13 protein-coding genes are annotated in these 15,998 nt (G+C 58.8%); 2 read left to right on the top strand and 11 right to left on the bottom strand.

Going from position 1 to position 15,998, the window contains the following annotated elements; all coding sequences use genetic code 11:
• Positions 1-123 precede the first annotated feature (123 nt).
• The 11 genes from CKW38_RS13030 to mtnA all read right to left on the bottom strand — a co-directional run bounded on the left by CKW38_RS13030 (position 124) and on the right by mtnA (position 13,795).
• A complete protein-coding gene (locus tag CKW38_RS13030; RefSeq protein WP_007908448.1) occupies positions 124-363 on the bottom strand; it encodes a LapA family protein in 240 nt (79 codons plus the stop codon).
• 27 nt (positions 364-390) lie between these two features.
• The gene (gene ihfB / locus CKW38_RS13025) at positions 391-687 is read right to left on the bottom strand and encodes an integration host factor subunit beta (RefSeq protein WP_003189779.1); all 297 of its coding nucleotides are present in this window, start codon (positions 685-687) and stop codon (positions 391-393) included.
• A 152-nt stretch (positions 688-839) separates the two neighbouring features.
• Positions 840-1,118, bottom strand: coding sequence for a hypothetical protein (locus CKW38_RS13020; RefSeq protein ID WP_095112916.1), 279 nt, complete (start codon positions 1,116-1,118; stop codon positions 840-842).
• A gap of 204 nt (positions 1,119-1,322) precedes the next feature.
• Positions 1,323-3,011 (bottom strand): 30S ribosomal protein S1, encoded by a 1,689-nt coding sequence (rpsA, locus tag CKW38_RS13015; protein ID WP_095112915.1) that lies wholly within the window; start codon positions 3,009-3,011, stop codon positions 1,323-1,325.
• A 119-nt stretch (positions 3,012-3,130) separates the two neighbouring features.
• Positions 3,131-3,820 carry a (d)CMP kinase gene (gene cmk / locus CKW38_RS13010; protein ID WP_007908422.1) on the bottom strand — a complete coding sequence of 230 codons (690 nt, stop codon included), beginning with the start codon at positions 3,818-3,820 and terminating at the stop codon, positions 3,131-3,133.
• Entirely contained in the window at positions 3,817-6,024 is a 2,208-nt protein-coding gene (locus CKW38_RS13005) for a bifunctional prephenate dehydrogenase/3-phosphoshikimate 1-carboxyvinyltransferase (protein ID WP_256588369.1), read from the bottom strand. Before CKW38_RS13005 ends, cmk begins: the two co-directional genes overlap by 4 nt.
• 28 nt (positions 6,025-6,052) lie before the next feature.
• Entirely contained in the window at positions 6,053-7,165 is a 1,113-nt protein-coding gene (hisC, locus tag CKW38_RS13000) for a histidinol-phosphate transaminase (protein WP_007908418.1), read from the bottom strand.
• A 13-nt stretch (positions 7,166-7,178) separates the two neighbouring features.
• Complete coding sequence (gene pheA, locus CKW38_RS12995; RefSeq protein WP_007908404.1) at positions 7,179-8,273, bottom strand: prephenate dehydratase; 1,095 nt, start codon at positions 8,271-8,273, stop codon at positions 7,179-7,181.
• A complete protein-coding gene (gene serC / locus CKW38_RS12990) occupies positions 8,273-9,358 on the bottom strand; it encodes a 3-phosphoserine/phosphohydroxythreonine transaminase (protein WP_007908403.1) in 1,086 nt (361 codons plus the stop codon). The genes pheA and serC overlap by 1 nt, the downstream gene beginning before the upstream one ends.
• Before the next feature lie 151 nt (positions 9,359-9,509).
• Positions 9,510-12,284, bottom strand: a complete 2,775-nt coding sequence (gene gyrA / locus CKW38_RS12985; protein ID WP_007908402.1) for a DNA gyrase subunit A — start codon at positions 12,282-12,284, stop codon at positions 9,510-9,512.
• A 434-nt stretch (positions 12,285-12,718) separates the two neighbouring features.
• The gene (gene mtnA, locus CKW38_RS12980) at positions 12,719-13,795 is read right to left on the bottom strand and encodes an S-methyl-5-thioribose-1-phosphate isomerase (RefSeq protein ID WP_042704961.1); all 1,077 of its coding nucleotides are present in this window, start codon (positions 13,793-13,795) and stop codon (positions 12,719-12,721) included.
• Positions 13,796-13,903: 108 nt separating this feature from the next.
• Between mtnA and CKW38_RS12975 the strand changes: the two genes are divergently transcribed.
• Positions 13,904-15,238: a TRZ/ATZ family hydrolase gene (locus CKW38_RS12975; RefSeq protein WP_095112913.1), complete on the top strand. Its 1,335-nt coding sequence runs from the start codon at positions 13,904-13,906 to the stop codon at positions 15,236-15,238.
• Positions 15,239-15,295: 57 nt separating this feature from the next.
• Positions 15,296-15,994, top strand: coding sequence for a bifunctional 2-polyprenyl-6-hydroxyphenol methylase/3-demethylubiquinol 3-O-methyltransferase UbiG (ubiG, locus tag CKW38_RS12970; protein ID WP_007908399.1), 699 nt, complete (start codon positions 15,296-15,298; stop codon positions 15,992-15,994).
• Positions 15,995-15,998: the final 4 nt, after the last annotated feature.

Below are 15,998 nucleotides of genomic sequence, written 5' to 3'. Positions count from 1 at the left end.
TGAATCGACGCGCAATAAAGCATTGTCGAACAAGGGCTGCATTTTACAGCTTAACGAACGTTTTACTAATGGATATAAACAGGGAGAGGCGCAATTTCGACAGACGCCCTGCACCTGCCGCTTTCAGACAAGGCGTTTGCGCGCCGCTCTGGAGGAGCGCCCCAAAAACCAACCGAGCACTGGCCCCATCAACATACCAATCAGCAACGCCAAGACTACGATCAGTGAAACTGGCAACTGCGGCCCGCTCAAACCTAGAAACAATAACGATACCGATTGCTGGTTTTCGAGCACAAACGCTAGAACCACCAGGATCAGTAAAAGAATAAAAACGCCAAGAAATATGCGCTTAAGGTTACGCATGAGGAACCCCTTGAGAGATAGCGACTGTCAAACCCCCTCCTCCTCTTCCTCATTCACCCGATCACGCAACTCTTTGCCCGGCTTGAAATGCGGAACGAATTTACCGTCAAGACTGACGGATTGGCCGGTCTTCGGGTTACGACCGACGCGCGGCGCACGGTAGTGCAGGGAGAAACTGCCAAACCCACGGATCTCGATGCGATCACCGGTGGCAAGGCATTGGGACATTTGCTCAAGCATGGTCTTGATGGCCAGCTCCACATCCTTGGATGAGAGCAGCCCTTGATGGGTGACAATTCGTTCGATCAACTCCGACTTCGTCATATTTTTCCCTTCTTTTTCAAGCAGCTAGATCAGCGCTTGAAAGGTTTTAGCACGCCCGGAAGATTTTGAACAGCCCAGGGATTGACATATCTTCCACCGCGTCGAAACGCCCGTTTTCAGGGCATCACAGCAACAAACAGGGCACGGCATGCTTAACGACATATCACCAGCATGGTTCGCGTCAAGTAGCCCGCCGGATTGAAGCCAAAAGGAAACTCATCTTCATCCTTGGCATCATCCGATCGGGTGATCACCTTGTACCCCGCCCCCTTGCACTCTTTTGCCGCACGCTTCTGACATTTCTCCCAGCCAGAACCCAACCCAGAGCAGTCGACCTCTATACCACTGACACCACGCACAGCATGGGTCTTGGCACTGGTCGTACAGCCAGCCAGAACCAGTACAGCCATGAGGACAATAAACTTGTTCATCCACTTCCTTATGCCAGGCAACTGCCCGACGACTACACGCTTAAGACCAAGCTTAGTCGTGAATAGGCGATTGATCCGATTAAAGAAACAGACCACCCGGAAGCAAGATTGGTTTCACCAAACCCCTCGCACAAACCGTGAGCACTAAATCGCAGGCACAAAAAAGGGCGACCGAAGTCGCCCTTTTTTACGATCAAGCAGAACTTAGTTCTGCTTGGCCGCCATTGCTTGGCGCAGCAGGCCAGCCATGGTGGTGTCAGTAGCCTCACCTTCCGGAGCAGTTTTCAGGCTCTGGATAGCTTCTTTCTCTTCAGCATCGTCTTTCGATTTGATCGACAGCTGAATTACACGGCTCTTACGATCAACGCTGATGATCTTGGCTTCTACTTCCTGGCCTTCTTTCAGAACGTTGCGCGCGTCTTCAACGCGGTCACGGCTGATTTCGGAGGCTTTCAGAGTCGCTTCGATATCGTCGGCCAGAACGATGATGGCGCCTTTGGCGTCAACTTCTTTCACGGTACCAGTAACGATTGCGCCTTTGTCGTTAACCGAGACGTACTCGGAGAACGGATCGCTTTCCAGTTGCTTGATACCCAGGGAGATACGCTCGCGCTCTGGGTCAACCGACAGGATAACGGTGTCCAGCTCGTCGCCTTTCTTGAAACGACGAACAGCTTCTTCGCCAACTTCGTTCCAGGAGATGTCGGACAGGTGAACCAGACCGTCGATGCCGCCGTCCAGACCAATGAAGATACCGAAATCGGTGATCGACTTGATGGTGCCGGAGATTTTATCGCCCTTGTTGAACTGGCCAGAGAAATCTTCCCATGGGTTAGATTTGCACTGCTTGATGCCCAGGGAGATACGACGACGCTCTTCGTCGATGTCCAGAACCATAACTTCCACTTCGTCGCCGACTTGTACGACTTTCGAAGGGTGGATGTTCTTGTTGGTCCAGTCCATTTCCGAAACGTGTACCAGACCTTCAACGCCTTCTTCCAGCTCAGCGAAGCAGCCGTAGTCGGTCAGGTTGGTTACACGAGCGGTAACGCGAGTGCTTTCTGGGTAACGGGCTTTGATAGCAACCCATGGATCTTCGCCCAGTTGCTTCAGGCCCAGGGAAACACGGTTGCGTTCGCGATCGTATTTCAGAACCTTGACGTCGATTTCATCACCAACGTTGACGATCTCGGAAGGATGCTTGATGCGCTTCCAGGCCATGTCGGTGATGTGCAGCAGGCCGTCCACGCCACCCAGATCGACGAATGCGCCGTAATCGGTGAGGTTTTTGACGATACCTTTGACTTGCTGGCCTTCCTGCAGGGATTCCAGCAGAGCTTCACGCTCGGCGGAGTTCTCGGCTTCCAGGACGCTGCGACGGGAAACGACAACGTTGTTGCGCTTCTGGTCCAGCTTGATGACCTTGAATTCCAGCTCTTTGCCTTCCAGGTGCGTGGTGTCGCGCACTGGACGGACGTCAACCAGGGAACCTGGCAGGAACGCACGGATGCCGTTAACGTCGACAGTGAAGCCGCCTTTAACCTTACCGTTGATAACGCCCTTGACCACTTCCTCAGCTGCGAAGGCCGCTTCCAGAACGATCCAGCACTCAGCGCGCTTGGCTTTTTCACGGGACAGCTTGGTTTCACCGAAACCGTCTTCAACCGAGTCCAGAGCAACGTGAACTTCGTCACCGACATTGATAGTCAGATCGCCAGCGTCGTTGTAGAACTGCTCAAGCGGGATGAGTGCTTCAGACTTCAGGCCAGCGTGAACGGTTACCCAGCGAGCCTGGTAATCGATATCAACGATAACACCGGTGATGATGGAGCCTGCCTGAAGGTTCAGGGTTTTTAGGCTTTCTTCAAAGAGTTCCGCAAAGCTTTCGCTCATTTTAATTCCTGTAAATGAGGGCGAAGGATACGCCCATCTCCACACCCCAGACGGTGTGGGTTAGTTTCATTAAAAAGAAGCGCTGCAGGACTATGACTGGTCCCCTGCCGCCTTCTTGGTCACCCGGCGATATCGCGAATGGCGATCTCGCTCATGATGCGTTCAAGCACCTGATCGATGGACAACTCCGTGGAATCCAGCTGTATGGCGTCAGCCGCCGGCTTAAGCGGGGCTACCGCTCGCTGGGTGTCACGCTCGTCGCGTGCACGGATCTCATCTAGCAGACTCGACAGACTAACACCCTCGACTTTGCCCTTCAACTGCAAATATCGACGGCGCGCCCTCTCCTCGGCACTGGCGGTCAGGAAAATCTTCAGCGGCGCATCAGGAAAAACCACCGTGCCCATGTCGCGACCATCGGCCACCAGACCCGGCGCCTCCTGAAAAGCACGCTGGCGCTGCAGCAGTGCCTCGCGTACGGCCGGCAATGCCGCCACTTGCGAAGCGCCGGAACCGACGCTTTCGGTGCGAATGACATCGCTGACTTCGTCGCCTTCCAGAATGATCCGTTGCAACTGACCATCGGTCGCCGCAATGAACTGAACATCCAGATGAGCGGCGAGTTTCTTCAGCAGCTCTTCATTGGTCAGATCCACACCGTGGTTGTGCGCAGCAAATGCCAGCAAGCGGTACAACGCACCGGAATCCAGCAGGTTCCAGCCCAGACGCTTGGCCAGAATCCCGGCTACGGTGCCTTTGCCCGAGCCGCTTGGCCCATCAATGGTGATGACCGGTGCAATGTATTTCACGACTGAGCCTCTTGTGCCACACGAATACCGACCTGCCCGCACAGTGCGAGGAAGTTCGGGAACGACGTCGCGACGTTGGCGCAATCATGGATGCGGATCGGTGCAGTAGCGCGCAGCGACGCCACACTGAATGCCATCGCGATACGGTGATCGCCATGACCATGCACTTCGCCGCCGCCAATCTGGCCGCCGTCGATGATGATGCCGTCCGGAGTCGGCTGGCATTTGACGCCCAGCGCCAGCAAACCGTCTGCCATGACCTGAATGCGATCCGATTCCTTGACCCGCAGCTCTTCGGCGCCGGTCAGCACGGTGCGCCCTTCGGCACAGGCAGCGGCGACGAACAACACCGGGAATTCGTCGATGGCCAGTGGCACCAGCTCTTCCGGAATCTCGATACCTTTGAGTTTAGCTGCTCGCACGCGCAGGTCAGCCACCGGCTCGCCGCCGACTTCACGCTGGTTTTCCAGAGTGATGTCCGCGCCCATCAGGCGCAGGATGTCGATCACGCCAGTGCGGGTCGGGTTGATGCCGACGTGCTCAAGCACCAGCTCGGAACCTTCGGCGATCGAGGCCGCTACAAGGAAGAATGCCGACGACGAGATGTCGCCCGGCACTTCAATGTGGGTTGCAGCCAGCTTGCCGCCGGACTCGACCGAGGCCGTAGCGCCATCAACGCTCACCGGATAACCGAAACCACGCAGCATGCGCTCGGTGTGGTCGCGAGTCGGAGCCGGCTCGGTCACGGTGGTCTTGCCTTCAGCGTACAGACCGGCGAGCAGCAGGCAGGACTTCACCTGAGCACTGGCCATCGGCATGGTGTAAGTCAGGCCTTTGAGCTTGTGTCCGCCACGAATGGTCATCGGCGGACGACCTTCAGCAGCAGTTTCAATCACGGCGCCCATTTCGCGCAGTGGATTGGCCACGCGATTCATCGGACGCTTGGACAGCGAGGCGTCGCCAGTCAAAACGCTGTCGAAGTTCTGCGCCGCCAACAGGCCGGACAGCAGACGCATCGAGGTACCGGAGTTGCCCAGATAGATCGGGCCGGGCGCCGGCTTCAAGCCGTGCAGGCCGACACCGTGGATGGTCACGCGGCCGTGGTGCGGGCCTTCGATGACCACGCCCATGTCGCGGAATGCCTGCAAGGTCGCCAGGGCGTCTTCACCCTCAAGGAAGCCTTCGACTTCAGTGACGCCTTCGGCCAGCGAGCCGAGCATGATCGAGCGGTGGGAAATCGATTTGTCACCCGGTACGCGAATCCGACCGGACAGGCGGCCACCAGGTTGAGCCAGGAAGATCAGATCGTTGGAATTCATAGCGTCCACATAGGCCCTGCGGGCCAGGATTTTACTGAAATGCTCGCGGGCAACCCGGGCGCGAGTGAAAACGCCCAACAATTGGTGCCCATCCCCTGCATCGACCGCGTCGCGCAAGGCGTCGAGGTCGCTGCGAAATGTATCGAGTGTGCGCAGGACAGCCTCGCGGTTGGCGAGGAAGATGTCGTGCCACATCACCGGGTCGCTTCCGGCGATTCTTGTGAAATCGCGGAAACCGCCCGCAGCGTAACGGAAGATCTCAAGATTTTCATTGCGCTTGGCCAACGAATCGACCAGACCGAAGGCCAGCAGATGCGGCAGATGACTGGTCGCGGCCAGCACTTCATCGTGACGCTCGACCTGCATGTGCTCGACGTCGGCGCCCAATTCGCGCCACAGACGATCAACCACAACCAGCGCCGCCGGATCGGTTTGCTCAAGCGGCGTGAGAATCACTTTGTGGCGACGGAACAGTTCGGCATTGGAGGCTTCCACCCCGCTCTGCTCGGAACCGGCAATCGGATGACCCGGTACGAATCGCGGCGGCATAGCGCCAAACGCTTCGGTCGCCGCGCGCACCACATTGCCTTTGGCGCTGCCGACATCGGTCAGAATCGCCGAGCCCAGATCCATGTTCGCCAACCGCGCGAGCACTTTCTCCATGGCCAGAATCGGCACCGCCAACTGAATCACGTCAGCGCCCTGGCATGCGGTTGCCAAGTCATCTTCACAGCGATCCACAACGCCTAGCTCAACCGCCAACTTGCGCGACTGCGGGTCGAGATCGACCCCGACCACTTCGCGGCAGATACCGCTTTCACGCAAGCCTTTGGCAAACGAACCACCGATCAACCCCAGACCGACCACCACAAGGCGACCGATCATAGGTGCAGCAGATTGCAATGCAGTGACATCACCCACGAGCCAGAACCTTGCGCAGCGCTTCGAGGAAGCGGCTGTTTTCCGCCGGCAGACCGATGGTCACCCGCAGGTGGTTCGGCATGCCGTAGTTGGCTACCGGACGCACGATCACGCCTTCGCGCAGCAAGCCCTGGAACACCGGAGCCGCGACCTGACCGAGGTCGACGCAGATGAAATTGCCTTTGGATTCGATCCAGCTCAGCCCCAGCTCACGGAAGCCGGCCTGCAACTGCTGCATACCCGACTCATTGAGCTGACGGCTTTGCGCCAGATATTCCTCATCCTTCAGCGCTGCGCAGGCTGCCGCGAGGGCCAGACTGTTGACGTTGAACGGCTGGCGAACGCGGTTCAGCACGTCAGCCACAACCGCAGTCGACAGACCGTAGCCAACGCGCAATGCCGCCAGGCCATAGGCTTTGGAGAAGGTGCGCGAGACCAGCAGATTCGGGTAAGCGGCGAGGAAATCCAGACCGTCCGGCAGATCGCTGCCTTCGGCGTACTCGATGTAAGCCTCGTCCAGCACCACCAGCACATGCTCCGGAACGTCCTGCAGGAACTCGTCCAGCGCTTCAGCACCGAACCAGGTACCGGTCGGGTTGTTCGGGTTGGCGATAAACACCACGCGGGTGTTGGCATCGATGGCCGCGAGCATTGCAGGCAGGTCATGCCCCCAATCTTTCGCCGGCACCACTTTGGCTTGGGCGCCGACTGCCTGGGTGGCAATCGGGTACACAGCGAAAGCGTGCTCACTGAACACGGCATTCAGACCCGGCGCCAGATAGGCGCGCGCGACCAGTTCAAGAATGTCGTTGGAACCGTTGCCCAGCGTGACCTGATTCAGCTCGACGCGGCATTGCTCGGCCAGCAGGGATTTCAGCGCGAAACCGTTGCCGTCCGGGTAACGCGTCAACTCGGCCAGCTCTTCGCGGATCGCCGCCAAGGCTTTCGGACTGGCACCCAGCGGGTTTTCGTTGCTCGCCAGTTTGACGATTTTTGCCGGATCCAGGTCCAGCTCGCGCGCCAGTTCGTCCACAGGCTTGCCCGGAACGTACGGCGAAAGTTGTTGCACGCCCGGCTGTGCCAGAGCGAGGAAGTTGCCACTCATTTGCTACCGCCCCTTAGAGAACTGCTTTCGGGTAGGAACCCAGCACTTTGAGTGCTACTGCTTCCTGACTGATCTTTTCCAATACACCTTTGATCAACGGATCACGGTGATGGCCGACGAAGTCGATGAAGAACACGTAGGTCCATTTGCCACTGCGCGACGGACGGGTTTCGATACGGGTCAGGTCGATCCCGTTGTCGTGGAACGGCACCAGCAACTCATGGAGCGCGCCGGGCTTGTTGCTCATCGACACGATGATCGAAGTCTTGTCGTCGCCGGTCGGCGGCACTTCCTGGTTACCGATCATCAGGAAGCGCGTCGAGTTGTCGGGACGGTCTTCGATCTTCTCGGCCAGACGCGTCAGGCCATACAGCCCTGCCGCCATGTCGCCGGCAATCGCCGCCGAATTCCACTCGCCTTTAACCCGCTTGGCCGCTTCGGCGTTGCTCGACACCGCCACGCGCTCGACATTCGGGTAATGCGCGTCCAGCCACTTGCGGCACTGGGCCAGCGATTGCGCGTGGGAATAGATGCGGCTGATGCTGTCGGTCTTGGTATTTTCACCGACCAACAGGTGATGGTGAATGCGCAGCTCGACTTCGCCACAGATGACCATGTCGTGTTCGAGGAAGCTGTCCAGCGTGTGGTTGACCGCGCCTTCGGTGGAGTTTTCCACCGGCACCACGCCAAAATTCACCGCACCGGCCGCCACCTCACGAAACACTTCGTCGATCGCCGCCATCGGCTTGCTGATCACCGCGTGACCGAAGTGTTTCATCGCTGCGGCTTGGGTGAAGGTGCCTTCAGGACCGAGATAAGCCACTTTCAGTGGCTGCTCCAGCGCCAGGCACGACGACATGATTTCACGGAACAACCGCGCCATCTCTTCGTTGCCCAGCGGCCCCTGATTGCGCTCCATCACCCGCTTGAGCACCTGAGCTTCGCGCTCAGGACGATAGAACACCGGCACTTCGCCTTCGGCCAGCGAGGCCATCTTTACTCGCGCGACTTCCTGGGCGCAACGCGCACGCTCACTGATCAGCTCCATGACTTTGGTGTCCAGAGCGTCAATGCGAACGCGCAGTGCCTTGAGTTCTTGCTCGGACATCAGCCGTGTTCCTTCTCGAATTCAGCCATGTACGCCACCAGCGCATTAACCGCGGTGATGTCGACGGCGTTGTAGATGGAGGCGCGCATGCCGCCCACGGAGCGGTGGCCCTTCAGATTGAGCAAGCCGCGCTCTTCGGCACCGACGAGGAACGGCTTGTCCAGACGATCATCGGCCAGACGGAACGGCACGTTCATCCACGAGCGATCCGACTTGTTGATCGGGTTGCTGTAGAGGCCGCTGGCGTCGATGAAGTCGTACAGCGTGCGCTGTTTGACGTCGTTGAGCTTGGCGATCGCTTCGACACCGCCCTGCTCTTTCAGCCACTGGAACACCAGGCCGGACAGGTACCAGGCCAGGGTCGGCGGGGTGTTGTACATCGAGCCGTTATCCGCTGCGACTTTGTAGTCGAGCATGGTCGGGCACAGCGCGCGCGCCTTGCCGAGCAGGTCTTCGCGGATGATGTTGACCACGATACCGCTCGGGCCGATGTTTTTCTGTGCGCCGGCGTAGATCATGCCGAAACGCGAGATATCGACCGGGCGCGAGAGGATGTCCGAAGACATGTCGGCTACCAACGGTACATCACCGACTTCAGGAATCCACTGGAATTCCAGACCACCGATGGTTTCGTTCGGCGCGTAGTGAACATAAGCGGCGTCTTTCGACAGCTTCCACTCGTTCTGGCCCGGGATAGCGAAATAGTCGTATGGCTTGGCGGTGGCGGCAACATTGACGTGGCCGTAGCGCGAAGCTTCTTCAATGGCTTTCTGCGACCAGATACCGGTGTCGATATAGTCGGCAGAACCGCCTTCAGGCAGCAGGTTCAGTGGGATCTGCGCGAATTGCTGGCTGGCGCCACCTTGCAGAAACAGCACTTTATAGTTCGACGGGATATTCAGCAGGTCACGCAAATCCTGCTCGGCCTGGGTGGCGATGGACACGAACTCATCGCTGCGATGGCTCATTTCCATGACCGACAGACCCTTGCCATGCCAATCAAGGAGTTCACCCTGGGCGCGCTGCAGGACAGCTTCAGGAAGCGCCGCAGGACCGGCGCAGAAGTTATAGGCTCGCTTGCTCACATCCAATCTCGCTCTGACTTGGTGATACACAAAAAATCTGTAAATCTGATAGGTCTACCTCTGTAGCAGCCTTCGGCAACTCCTACAGGGGAAATTCATACCGGACAAATAACAAGGGGGCGAATTCTCATCCGCCCCCTCGTTTGTCCGCTTATTCTTGCGGTTCTTCGTCTGCTGCGGCGTCGAGTTGCTGGTCTTCACCGGCATCGTCGTTTACGACAGTGCCTTCGAATTCCTCGCCCTCTTCACCCTCAAGCTCTTCACCCTCAACTTCCGAAGGCTCCTGAACCCGCTCCAGCCCGACCAGGGTTTCATCCTTGGCCAGCTTGATCAGCGTTACACCTTGAGTGTTACGACCCAGGCTCGACACTTCGTCGACACGGGTACGCACCAGGGTGCCCTGATCGGAGATCAGCATGATTTCTTCACCGTCCTGCACCTGAACTGCGCCGACCAGACGGCCGTTACGCTCGTTGCTGACCATCGCGATAACGCCCTGACCGCCACGTTTGTATTCAGGGAACTCGGTGATCGCCGTGCGCTTGCCGTAGCCGCGCTCGGAGGCGGTGAGGATTTCGCTGCCCTCTTCCGGAATCAACATGGAGATCAGCTTCTGCCCTTCCGGCAGACGCATGCCACGCACACCGCGGGCGGTACGGCCCATGGCGCGAACTTCGGATTCCTTGAAGCGCGTCACTTTGCCGCCGTCGGAGAACAGCATGATTTCCTGCTCGCCATCGGTGATGGCTGCGGAGATCAGGATGTCGCCTTCGTCCAGTTCCAGCGCGATCAGACCAACGCTGCGCTGACGGCTGAAGGCCACCAGCGGAGTCTTCTTCACGGTACCGTTGGCAGTCGACATGAAGATGAACGGCGCTTTCTTGCGATCGGCAGCCTTGATGCGAGCGCGACGCTCTTCATCGGTTTCGTTGCTGTTTTCGATCTCTTCTACATCAGCCTCGACGCCTTCGGCTTCTTCTTCATCAGCCTGACGCTTCATGGCTTCGAGATCGACCGGCAGCATGGTGGTGATGTACTCGCCTTCGCTCAATGGCAGAAGGTTGACCAGCGGACGACCACGGGCGGCGCGGGACGCTTCCGGAATCTCGTAGGTCTTGAGCCAGTACACCTTGCCCTTGCTGGAAAACAGCAGCAGCGTGGTGTGACTGTTGGCAACCAGCAGGTGAGCGATGTAGTCCTCATCCTTGACGCCGGTGGCCGATTTGCCTTTACCGCCACGACGCTGAGCCTGATACGCAGCCAGCGGCTGGGTCTTGGCGTAGCCACCGTGGGAGATGGTCACGACGCGTTCTTCTTCCGGGATCATGTCACCCAGGGTCAGATCAAGACGGGCATCGAGAATTTCGGTGCGACGCTGGTCGCCGTATTCGGCGCGGATCACTTCCAGCTCTTCGCGGATCACTTCCATCAGGCGCACGGCGCTGTTGAGGATGCGGATCAGCTCGCCGATCTGGTTAAGAATCTCTTGATACTCGGCCAGCAGTTTTTCGTGTTCCAGACCGGTCAGACGGTGCAGACGCAGTTCCAGAATGGCTTGCGCCTGTTCTGGCGACAGGAAGTACTTGCCTTCGCGCAGACCGTATTGCGGATCGAGGTTTTCCGGACGGCACGAATCGGCACCGGCACGTTCCACCATCGCCACCACTGCCGAGGATTCCCACGGCGTGCTGACCAGGGCTTCTTTTGCTTCCGACGGCGTCGGCGAAGCCTTGATCAGCGCGATAACCGGGTCGATGTTCGACAGGGCAACGGCCTGACCTTCGAGGATATGACCACGCTCGCGCGCCTTGCGCAGTTCGAACACGGTACGGCGGGTAACGACTTCGCGACGGTGACGGACGAAGGCTTCCAGCAGATCCTTGAGGTTCAGGATGCGTGGACGACCATCGATCAGCGCAACGATGTTGATGCCGAATACCGATTGCAGCTGGGTCTGGGCGTAGAGGTTGTTGAGGATCACCTCAGGCACTTCGCCGCGACGCAGTTCGATCACGACGCGCATACCGTCCTTGTCGGACTCGTCGCGCAGTTCAGTGATGCCTTCCAGCTTCTTCTCTTTGACCAGCTCGGCGATCTTCTCGATCAGACGCGCCTTGTTCAGCTGGTAAGGGAGTTCGGTGATGACGATCTGCTGACGGCCACCGACCTTGTCGATGTCTTCGATGATCGAGCGGGCGCGCATATAAATGCGCCCGCGACCGGTGCGGTAGGCTTCGATGATGCCGGCGCGACCATTGATGATCGCGGCGGTCGGGAAGTCCGGACCGGGGATGTACTGCATCAACTCGTCGACGGTCAGCTCAGGGTTGTCGATGAGTGCCAGGCAACCGTCGATGACTTCACCGAGGTTGTGTGGCGGAATGTTGGTCGCCATGCCCACGGCGATACCGCTGGAGCCGTTGACCAGCAGGTTGGGGATACGGGTCGGCATGACCGCCGGGATCATTTCGGTGCCGTCGTAGTTCGGCACCCAGTCCACGGTTTCTTTGTGCAGGTCAGCCAGCAGCTCGTGCGCCAGCTTGGTCATGCGCACTTCGGTGTATCGCATCGCCGCAGCGTTGTCGCCGTCGACCGAACCGAAGTTGCCCTGACCGTCTACCAGCAGGTAGCGCAGGGAGAAAGGCTGAGCCATACGAACGATGGTGTCGTACACGGCAGTGTCACCGTGCGGGTGATACTTACCGATCACGTCGCCGACAACACGGGCAGATTTCTTGTACGGCTTGTTGAAGTCGTTGCCCAGCTCGCTCATCGCGAACAGTACGCGACGGTGCACGGGCTTGAGGCCATCGCGCGCATCCGGCAGTGCACGGCCGACGATTACGCTCATCGCGTAGTCGAGGTAGGACTGTTTCAGCTCGTCTTCGATATTGACCGGGAGGATTTCTTTGGCCAGTTCGCCCATGAGAAGCCTGATTCCTTTTTCTGGTGAAACTTCGTCATATCCATGTGGGAGCAACGAAGCTCGCCGGGGCAGGCCGAGTGCCATGCGCCGACTTACGACAAATCAACATTGGATCGCGGATTTGCGCAGTAAAGACAGCTCCGTGGAGCTGCCTCGGAAAACGCCGGATGTTATCACAAAGGCCGCCACGCACCTATCCCCCAGATGCGCATGGAGCATAGTTAGTTGACCGGTGACAGGCTTAACGGGGACGAGAGAAGCTCAGAGCTTCTTTGAATGCAGATTTGAGGGCTGATTTGCGGATGTTTATTGACATTTAGGGGTACAAACACCTGTAGGAGCTGCCGAAGGCTGCGATCTTTTGATCCTGCCCTCCAAAAAGCAAGATCAAAAGATCGCAGCCTTCGGCAGCTCCTACATTGAGTATCACCGCATTAATGCAGGCGTTTGCGGCACATCAACTGGGCCATTTTCGCGGTGTCCGGGCGTTCGACGATGCCTTTTTCGGTGACGATCGCGTCGATGAGATCCGCCGGCGTCACGTCAAACACCGGATTGAACGCTTCAACGTCCGCACCGACACGCTTGCCACCGACTTCCAGCAACTCGGCGCCGTCACGCTCCTCGATCGGAATGTCGTCACCGCTGGCCAGATTCATGTCGATGGTGGAACTCGGTGCCACGACCATGAAGCGCACACCGTGGTGCATGGCGTTGACCGCCAGTTGATAGGTGCCGATCTTGTTCGCCACATCACCATTGGCGGTGATTCGGTCAGCACCGACGATCACCCAGGTCACGCCCTTGGTTTTCATGATGTGTGCAGCGGCGGAGTCGGCATTCAACGTAACCGGGATGCCTTCGTTGGCCAGTTCCCACGCAGTCAAACGCGAGCCTTGCAACCATGGGCGGGTCTCGTCCGCATAGACGCGCTCGACCATGCCTTCAATGAAGGCTGCACGAATCACCCCTAACGCCGTACCGAAACCACCGGTGGCCAGCGCGCCAGTATTGCAATGAGTCAGAATCGCCTGGGCATTGCCCTGATGCTTGCGGATCAGATCAACGCCCAACTGGGCCATGGTCAGGTTGGCTTCGCGGTCGCTTTCGTGAATGGCGATGGCTTCGGCTTCCAGCGCGGCCAGCGGATCGGCGTTCTCTTTCAAGCGATCAAGGCGATCGTGCATGCGACCCAAGGCCCAAAACAGGTTAACCGCTGTCGGACGGGAATCGGCCAGCAAGGCAAAGTCCTCTTCCAGCGCCACGTACCAATCGCCACCTTCGGCGATCCGCGCACGGGCCGCGAGGACGATGCCATACGCGGCACTGATGCCAATGGCCGGCGCGCCACGTACCACCATCGAGCGAATCGCCTCGGCCACGCCGGCGGCGCTGGTGTAGGCAATCCAGGTTTCTTCGAACGGCAAAATACGCTGATCCAGCAGGTGCAGCGCGCCGTCACGCCAATCGATGGCCTTCACTTTTTCCGCAGCCAACAGTCGATCGCGCATCCTACACCCCGCACTCATGAACAAAAGCCGCCGATTATAGCGATCCCCCCGCGAAGACGCTCGGGTATACTTCGCCATCCTTTACAAAAGCACTGGAACCGACCCTCGATGCCGAAACCTGCCATTGCGCTCGACTTATTATTGCTGCCGACCTGGCTGGTACCCGTCGAACCTGCAGGCGTTGTGCTCAAGGAGCACGGCCTGGGCATCCGCGACGGTCGCATCGTGTTTATCGGCCCGCGCGCCGAAGCATTGAAGTGTAACGCCACTGAAGTCCGCGAACTGCCGGACGTGCTGCTCGCCCCCGGTCTGATCAACGCCCACGGCCATGCGGCGATGACGCTGTTCCGTGGCCTGGCCGATGATCTGCCGCTGATGACCTGGCTGGAAAACCATATCTGGCCGGCCGAGGCCAAGTGGGTCGATGAAGATTTCGTTCGTGATGGCACCGACCTGGCCATCGCCGAGCAGATCAAGGGCGGCATCACCTGCTTCTCGGACATGTATTTCTTTCCAAAAGTCGCCAGCGAGCGCGTGCACAACAGCGGCATTCGCGCGCAGATCGCCATTCCGATCCTTGATTTCCCGATCCCGGGCGCCAGCAGTGCCGATGAAGCCATTCGTCAGGGCGTCGAATTGTTTGGCGACTTGAAGCATCACGAACGCATCAAGATCACCTTCGGCCCTCATGCACCGTACACCGTCGGCGACGAGAATCTCGAGAAAATCCGCGTGATTGCCGAGGAGCTGGACGCATCGATCCACATGCACGTGCATGAAACCGCGTTCGAAGTCCAACAAGCGCTGGAGCAGCGTGGCGAACGCCCGCTCGCTCGCCTCGGTCGTCTGGGCCTGCTCGGCCCGCGCTTCCAGGCCGTGCACATGACCCAGATCAGCGATGACGACTTGGCGTTGCTGGTAGAAAGCAACACCAGCGTCATTCATTGCCCGGAATCGAACCTGAAACTCGCCAGCGGTTTCTGCCCGGTCGAGCGTTTGTGGCAGGCTGGGGTGAATGTCGCGGTCGGCACCGATGGCGCCGCCAGTAATAATGATCTCGATCTGCTCGGCGAAACCCGCACTGCCGCCCTGCTGGCCAAAGCCGTTGCCGGCTCGGCCACGGCGCTGGACGCTCATCGGGCACTGCGCATGGCCACCCTGAATGGTGCGCGCGCACTGGGGATCGAGACGCAAGTTGGCTCGCTGGAAATCGGCAAAGCCGCCGACATCGTCGCTTTCGACCTGTCCGGCCTGGCCCAGCAACCGGTGTATGACCCGGTATCGCAGCTTATATACGCCACCGGCCGCGATTGCGTGAAACACCTGTGGGTCGCCGGCAAACAACTGCTCGACGACCGACGCCTGACGCGCATGGACGAAGCGCAACTGGGCGCCACCGCCCGTACCTGGGGCCAGCGCATCAGCGGCCACACCGAATCGTAAACACCCCGGCGCCCACGCCGGGGCTACAGCCCTTTTAAAGTTTTAGAGGAATTGAACATGAGCAACGTCGACCACGCCGAAATCGCCAAATTCGAAGCCCTGGCCCATCGCTGGTGGGACCGCGAAAGCGAATTCAAACCGCTGCACGACATCAACCCTTTGCGGGTCAACTGGATTGACGAGCGGGTCAATCTGGCCGGCAAGAAAGTCCTCGACGTCGGTTGCGGCGGCGGCATCCTCAGCGAAGCCATGGCGCAACGCGGTGCCACCGTGATGGGTATCGACATGGGCGAGGCGCCACTGGCGGTCGCGCAACTGCATCAACTGGAATCCGGCGTCAGCGTCGAATACCGCCAGATCACCGCCGAAGCCCTGGCCGAAGAAATGCCTGAGCAGTTCGACGTGGTGACCTGCCTGGAAATGCTCGAGCACGTACCGGATCCATCGTCGGTCATTCGTGCTTGCTTCCGCATGGTCAAACCGGGTGGCCAGGTGTTCTTCTCGACCATCAACCGCAACCCGAAGGCATACCTGTTCGCCATTATCGGCGCTGAATACATCATGAAGCTGCTGCCGCGCGGCACCCACGACTTCAAGAAATTCATCCGCCCTTCCGAGCTCGGCGCGTGGAGCCGCATGGCCGGCCTGACCGTCAAGGACATCATCGGCTTGACCTACAACCCGCTGACCAAGCACTACAAGCTGGCCAACGACGTTGACGTCAACTACATGATCCAGACCCTGCGCGAGGAATAAGCCG

Source organism: Pseudomonas sp. Irchel 3H7 (genome assembly GCF_900187605.1).
Classification (GTDB): domain Bacteria; phylum Pseudomonadota; class Gammaproteobacteria; order Pseudomonadales; family Pseudomonadaceae; genus Aquipseudomonas.
This window is presented reverse-complemented; position numbering and strand designations above follow the sequence as displayed.

Excerpts from the sequence above, each read along its gene's own strand:
- ihfB (WP_003189779.1), bottom strand. The coding sequence starts at position 687 with ATGACGAAGTCGGAGTTGATCGAACGAATTGTCACCCATCAAGGGCTG.
- CKW38_RS13020 (WP_095112916.1), bottom strand. The coding sequence starts at position 1,118 with ATGAACAAGTTTATTGTCCTCATGGCTGTACTGGTTCTGGCTGGCTGT.
- pheA (WP_007908404.1), bottom strand. The coding sequence starts at position 8,273 with ATGTCCGAGCAAGAACTCAAGGCACTGCGCGTTCGCATTGACGCTCTG.
- mtnA (WP_042704961.1), bottom strand. The coding sequence starts at position 13,795 with ATGCGCGATCGACTGTTGGCTGCGGAAAAAGTGAAGGCCATCGATTGG.
- rpsA (WP_095112915.1), bottom strand. The coding sequence starts at position 3,011 with ATGAGCGAAAGCTTTGCGGAACTCTTTGAAGAAAGCCTAAAAACCCTG.
- ubiG (WP_007908399.1), top strand. The coding sequence starts at position 15,296 with ATGAGCAACGTCGACCACGCCGAAATCGCCAAATTCGAAGCCCTGGCC.
- CKW38_RS12975 (WP_095112913.1), top strand. The coding sequence starts at position 13,904 with ATGCCGAAACCTGCCATTGCGCTCGACTTATTATTGCTGCCGACCTGG.
- CKW38_RS13005 (WP_256588369.1), bottom strand. The coding sequence starts at position 6,024 with ATGATCGGTCGCCTTGTGGTGGTCGGTCTGGGGTTGATCGGTGGTTCG.
- hisC (WP_007908418.1), bottom strand. The coding sequence starts at position 7,165 with ATGAGTGGCAACTTCCTCGCTCTGGCACAGCCGGGCGTGCAACAACTT.
- CKW38_RS13030 (WP_007908448.1), bottom strand. The coding sequence starts at position 363 with ATGCGTAACCTTAAGCGCATATTTCTTGGCGTTTTTATTCTTTTACTG.
- gyrA (WP_007908402.1), bottom strand. The coding sequence starts at position 12,284 with ATGGGCGAACTGGCCAAAGAAATCCTCCCGGTCAATATCGAAGACGAG.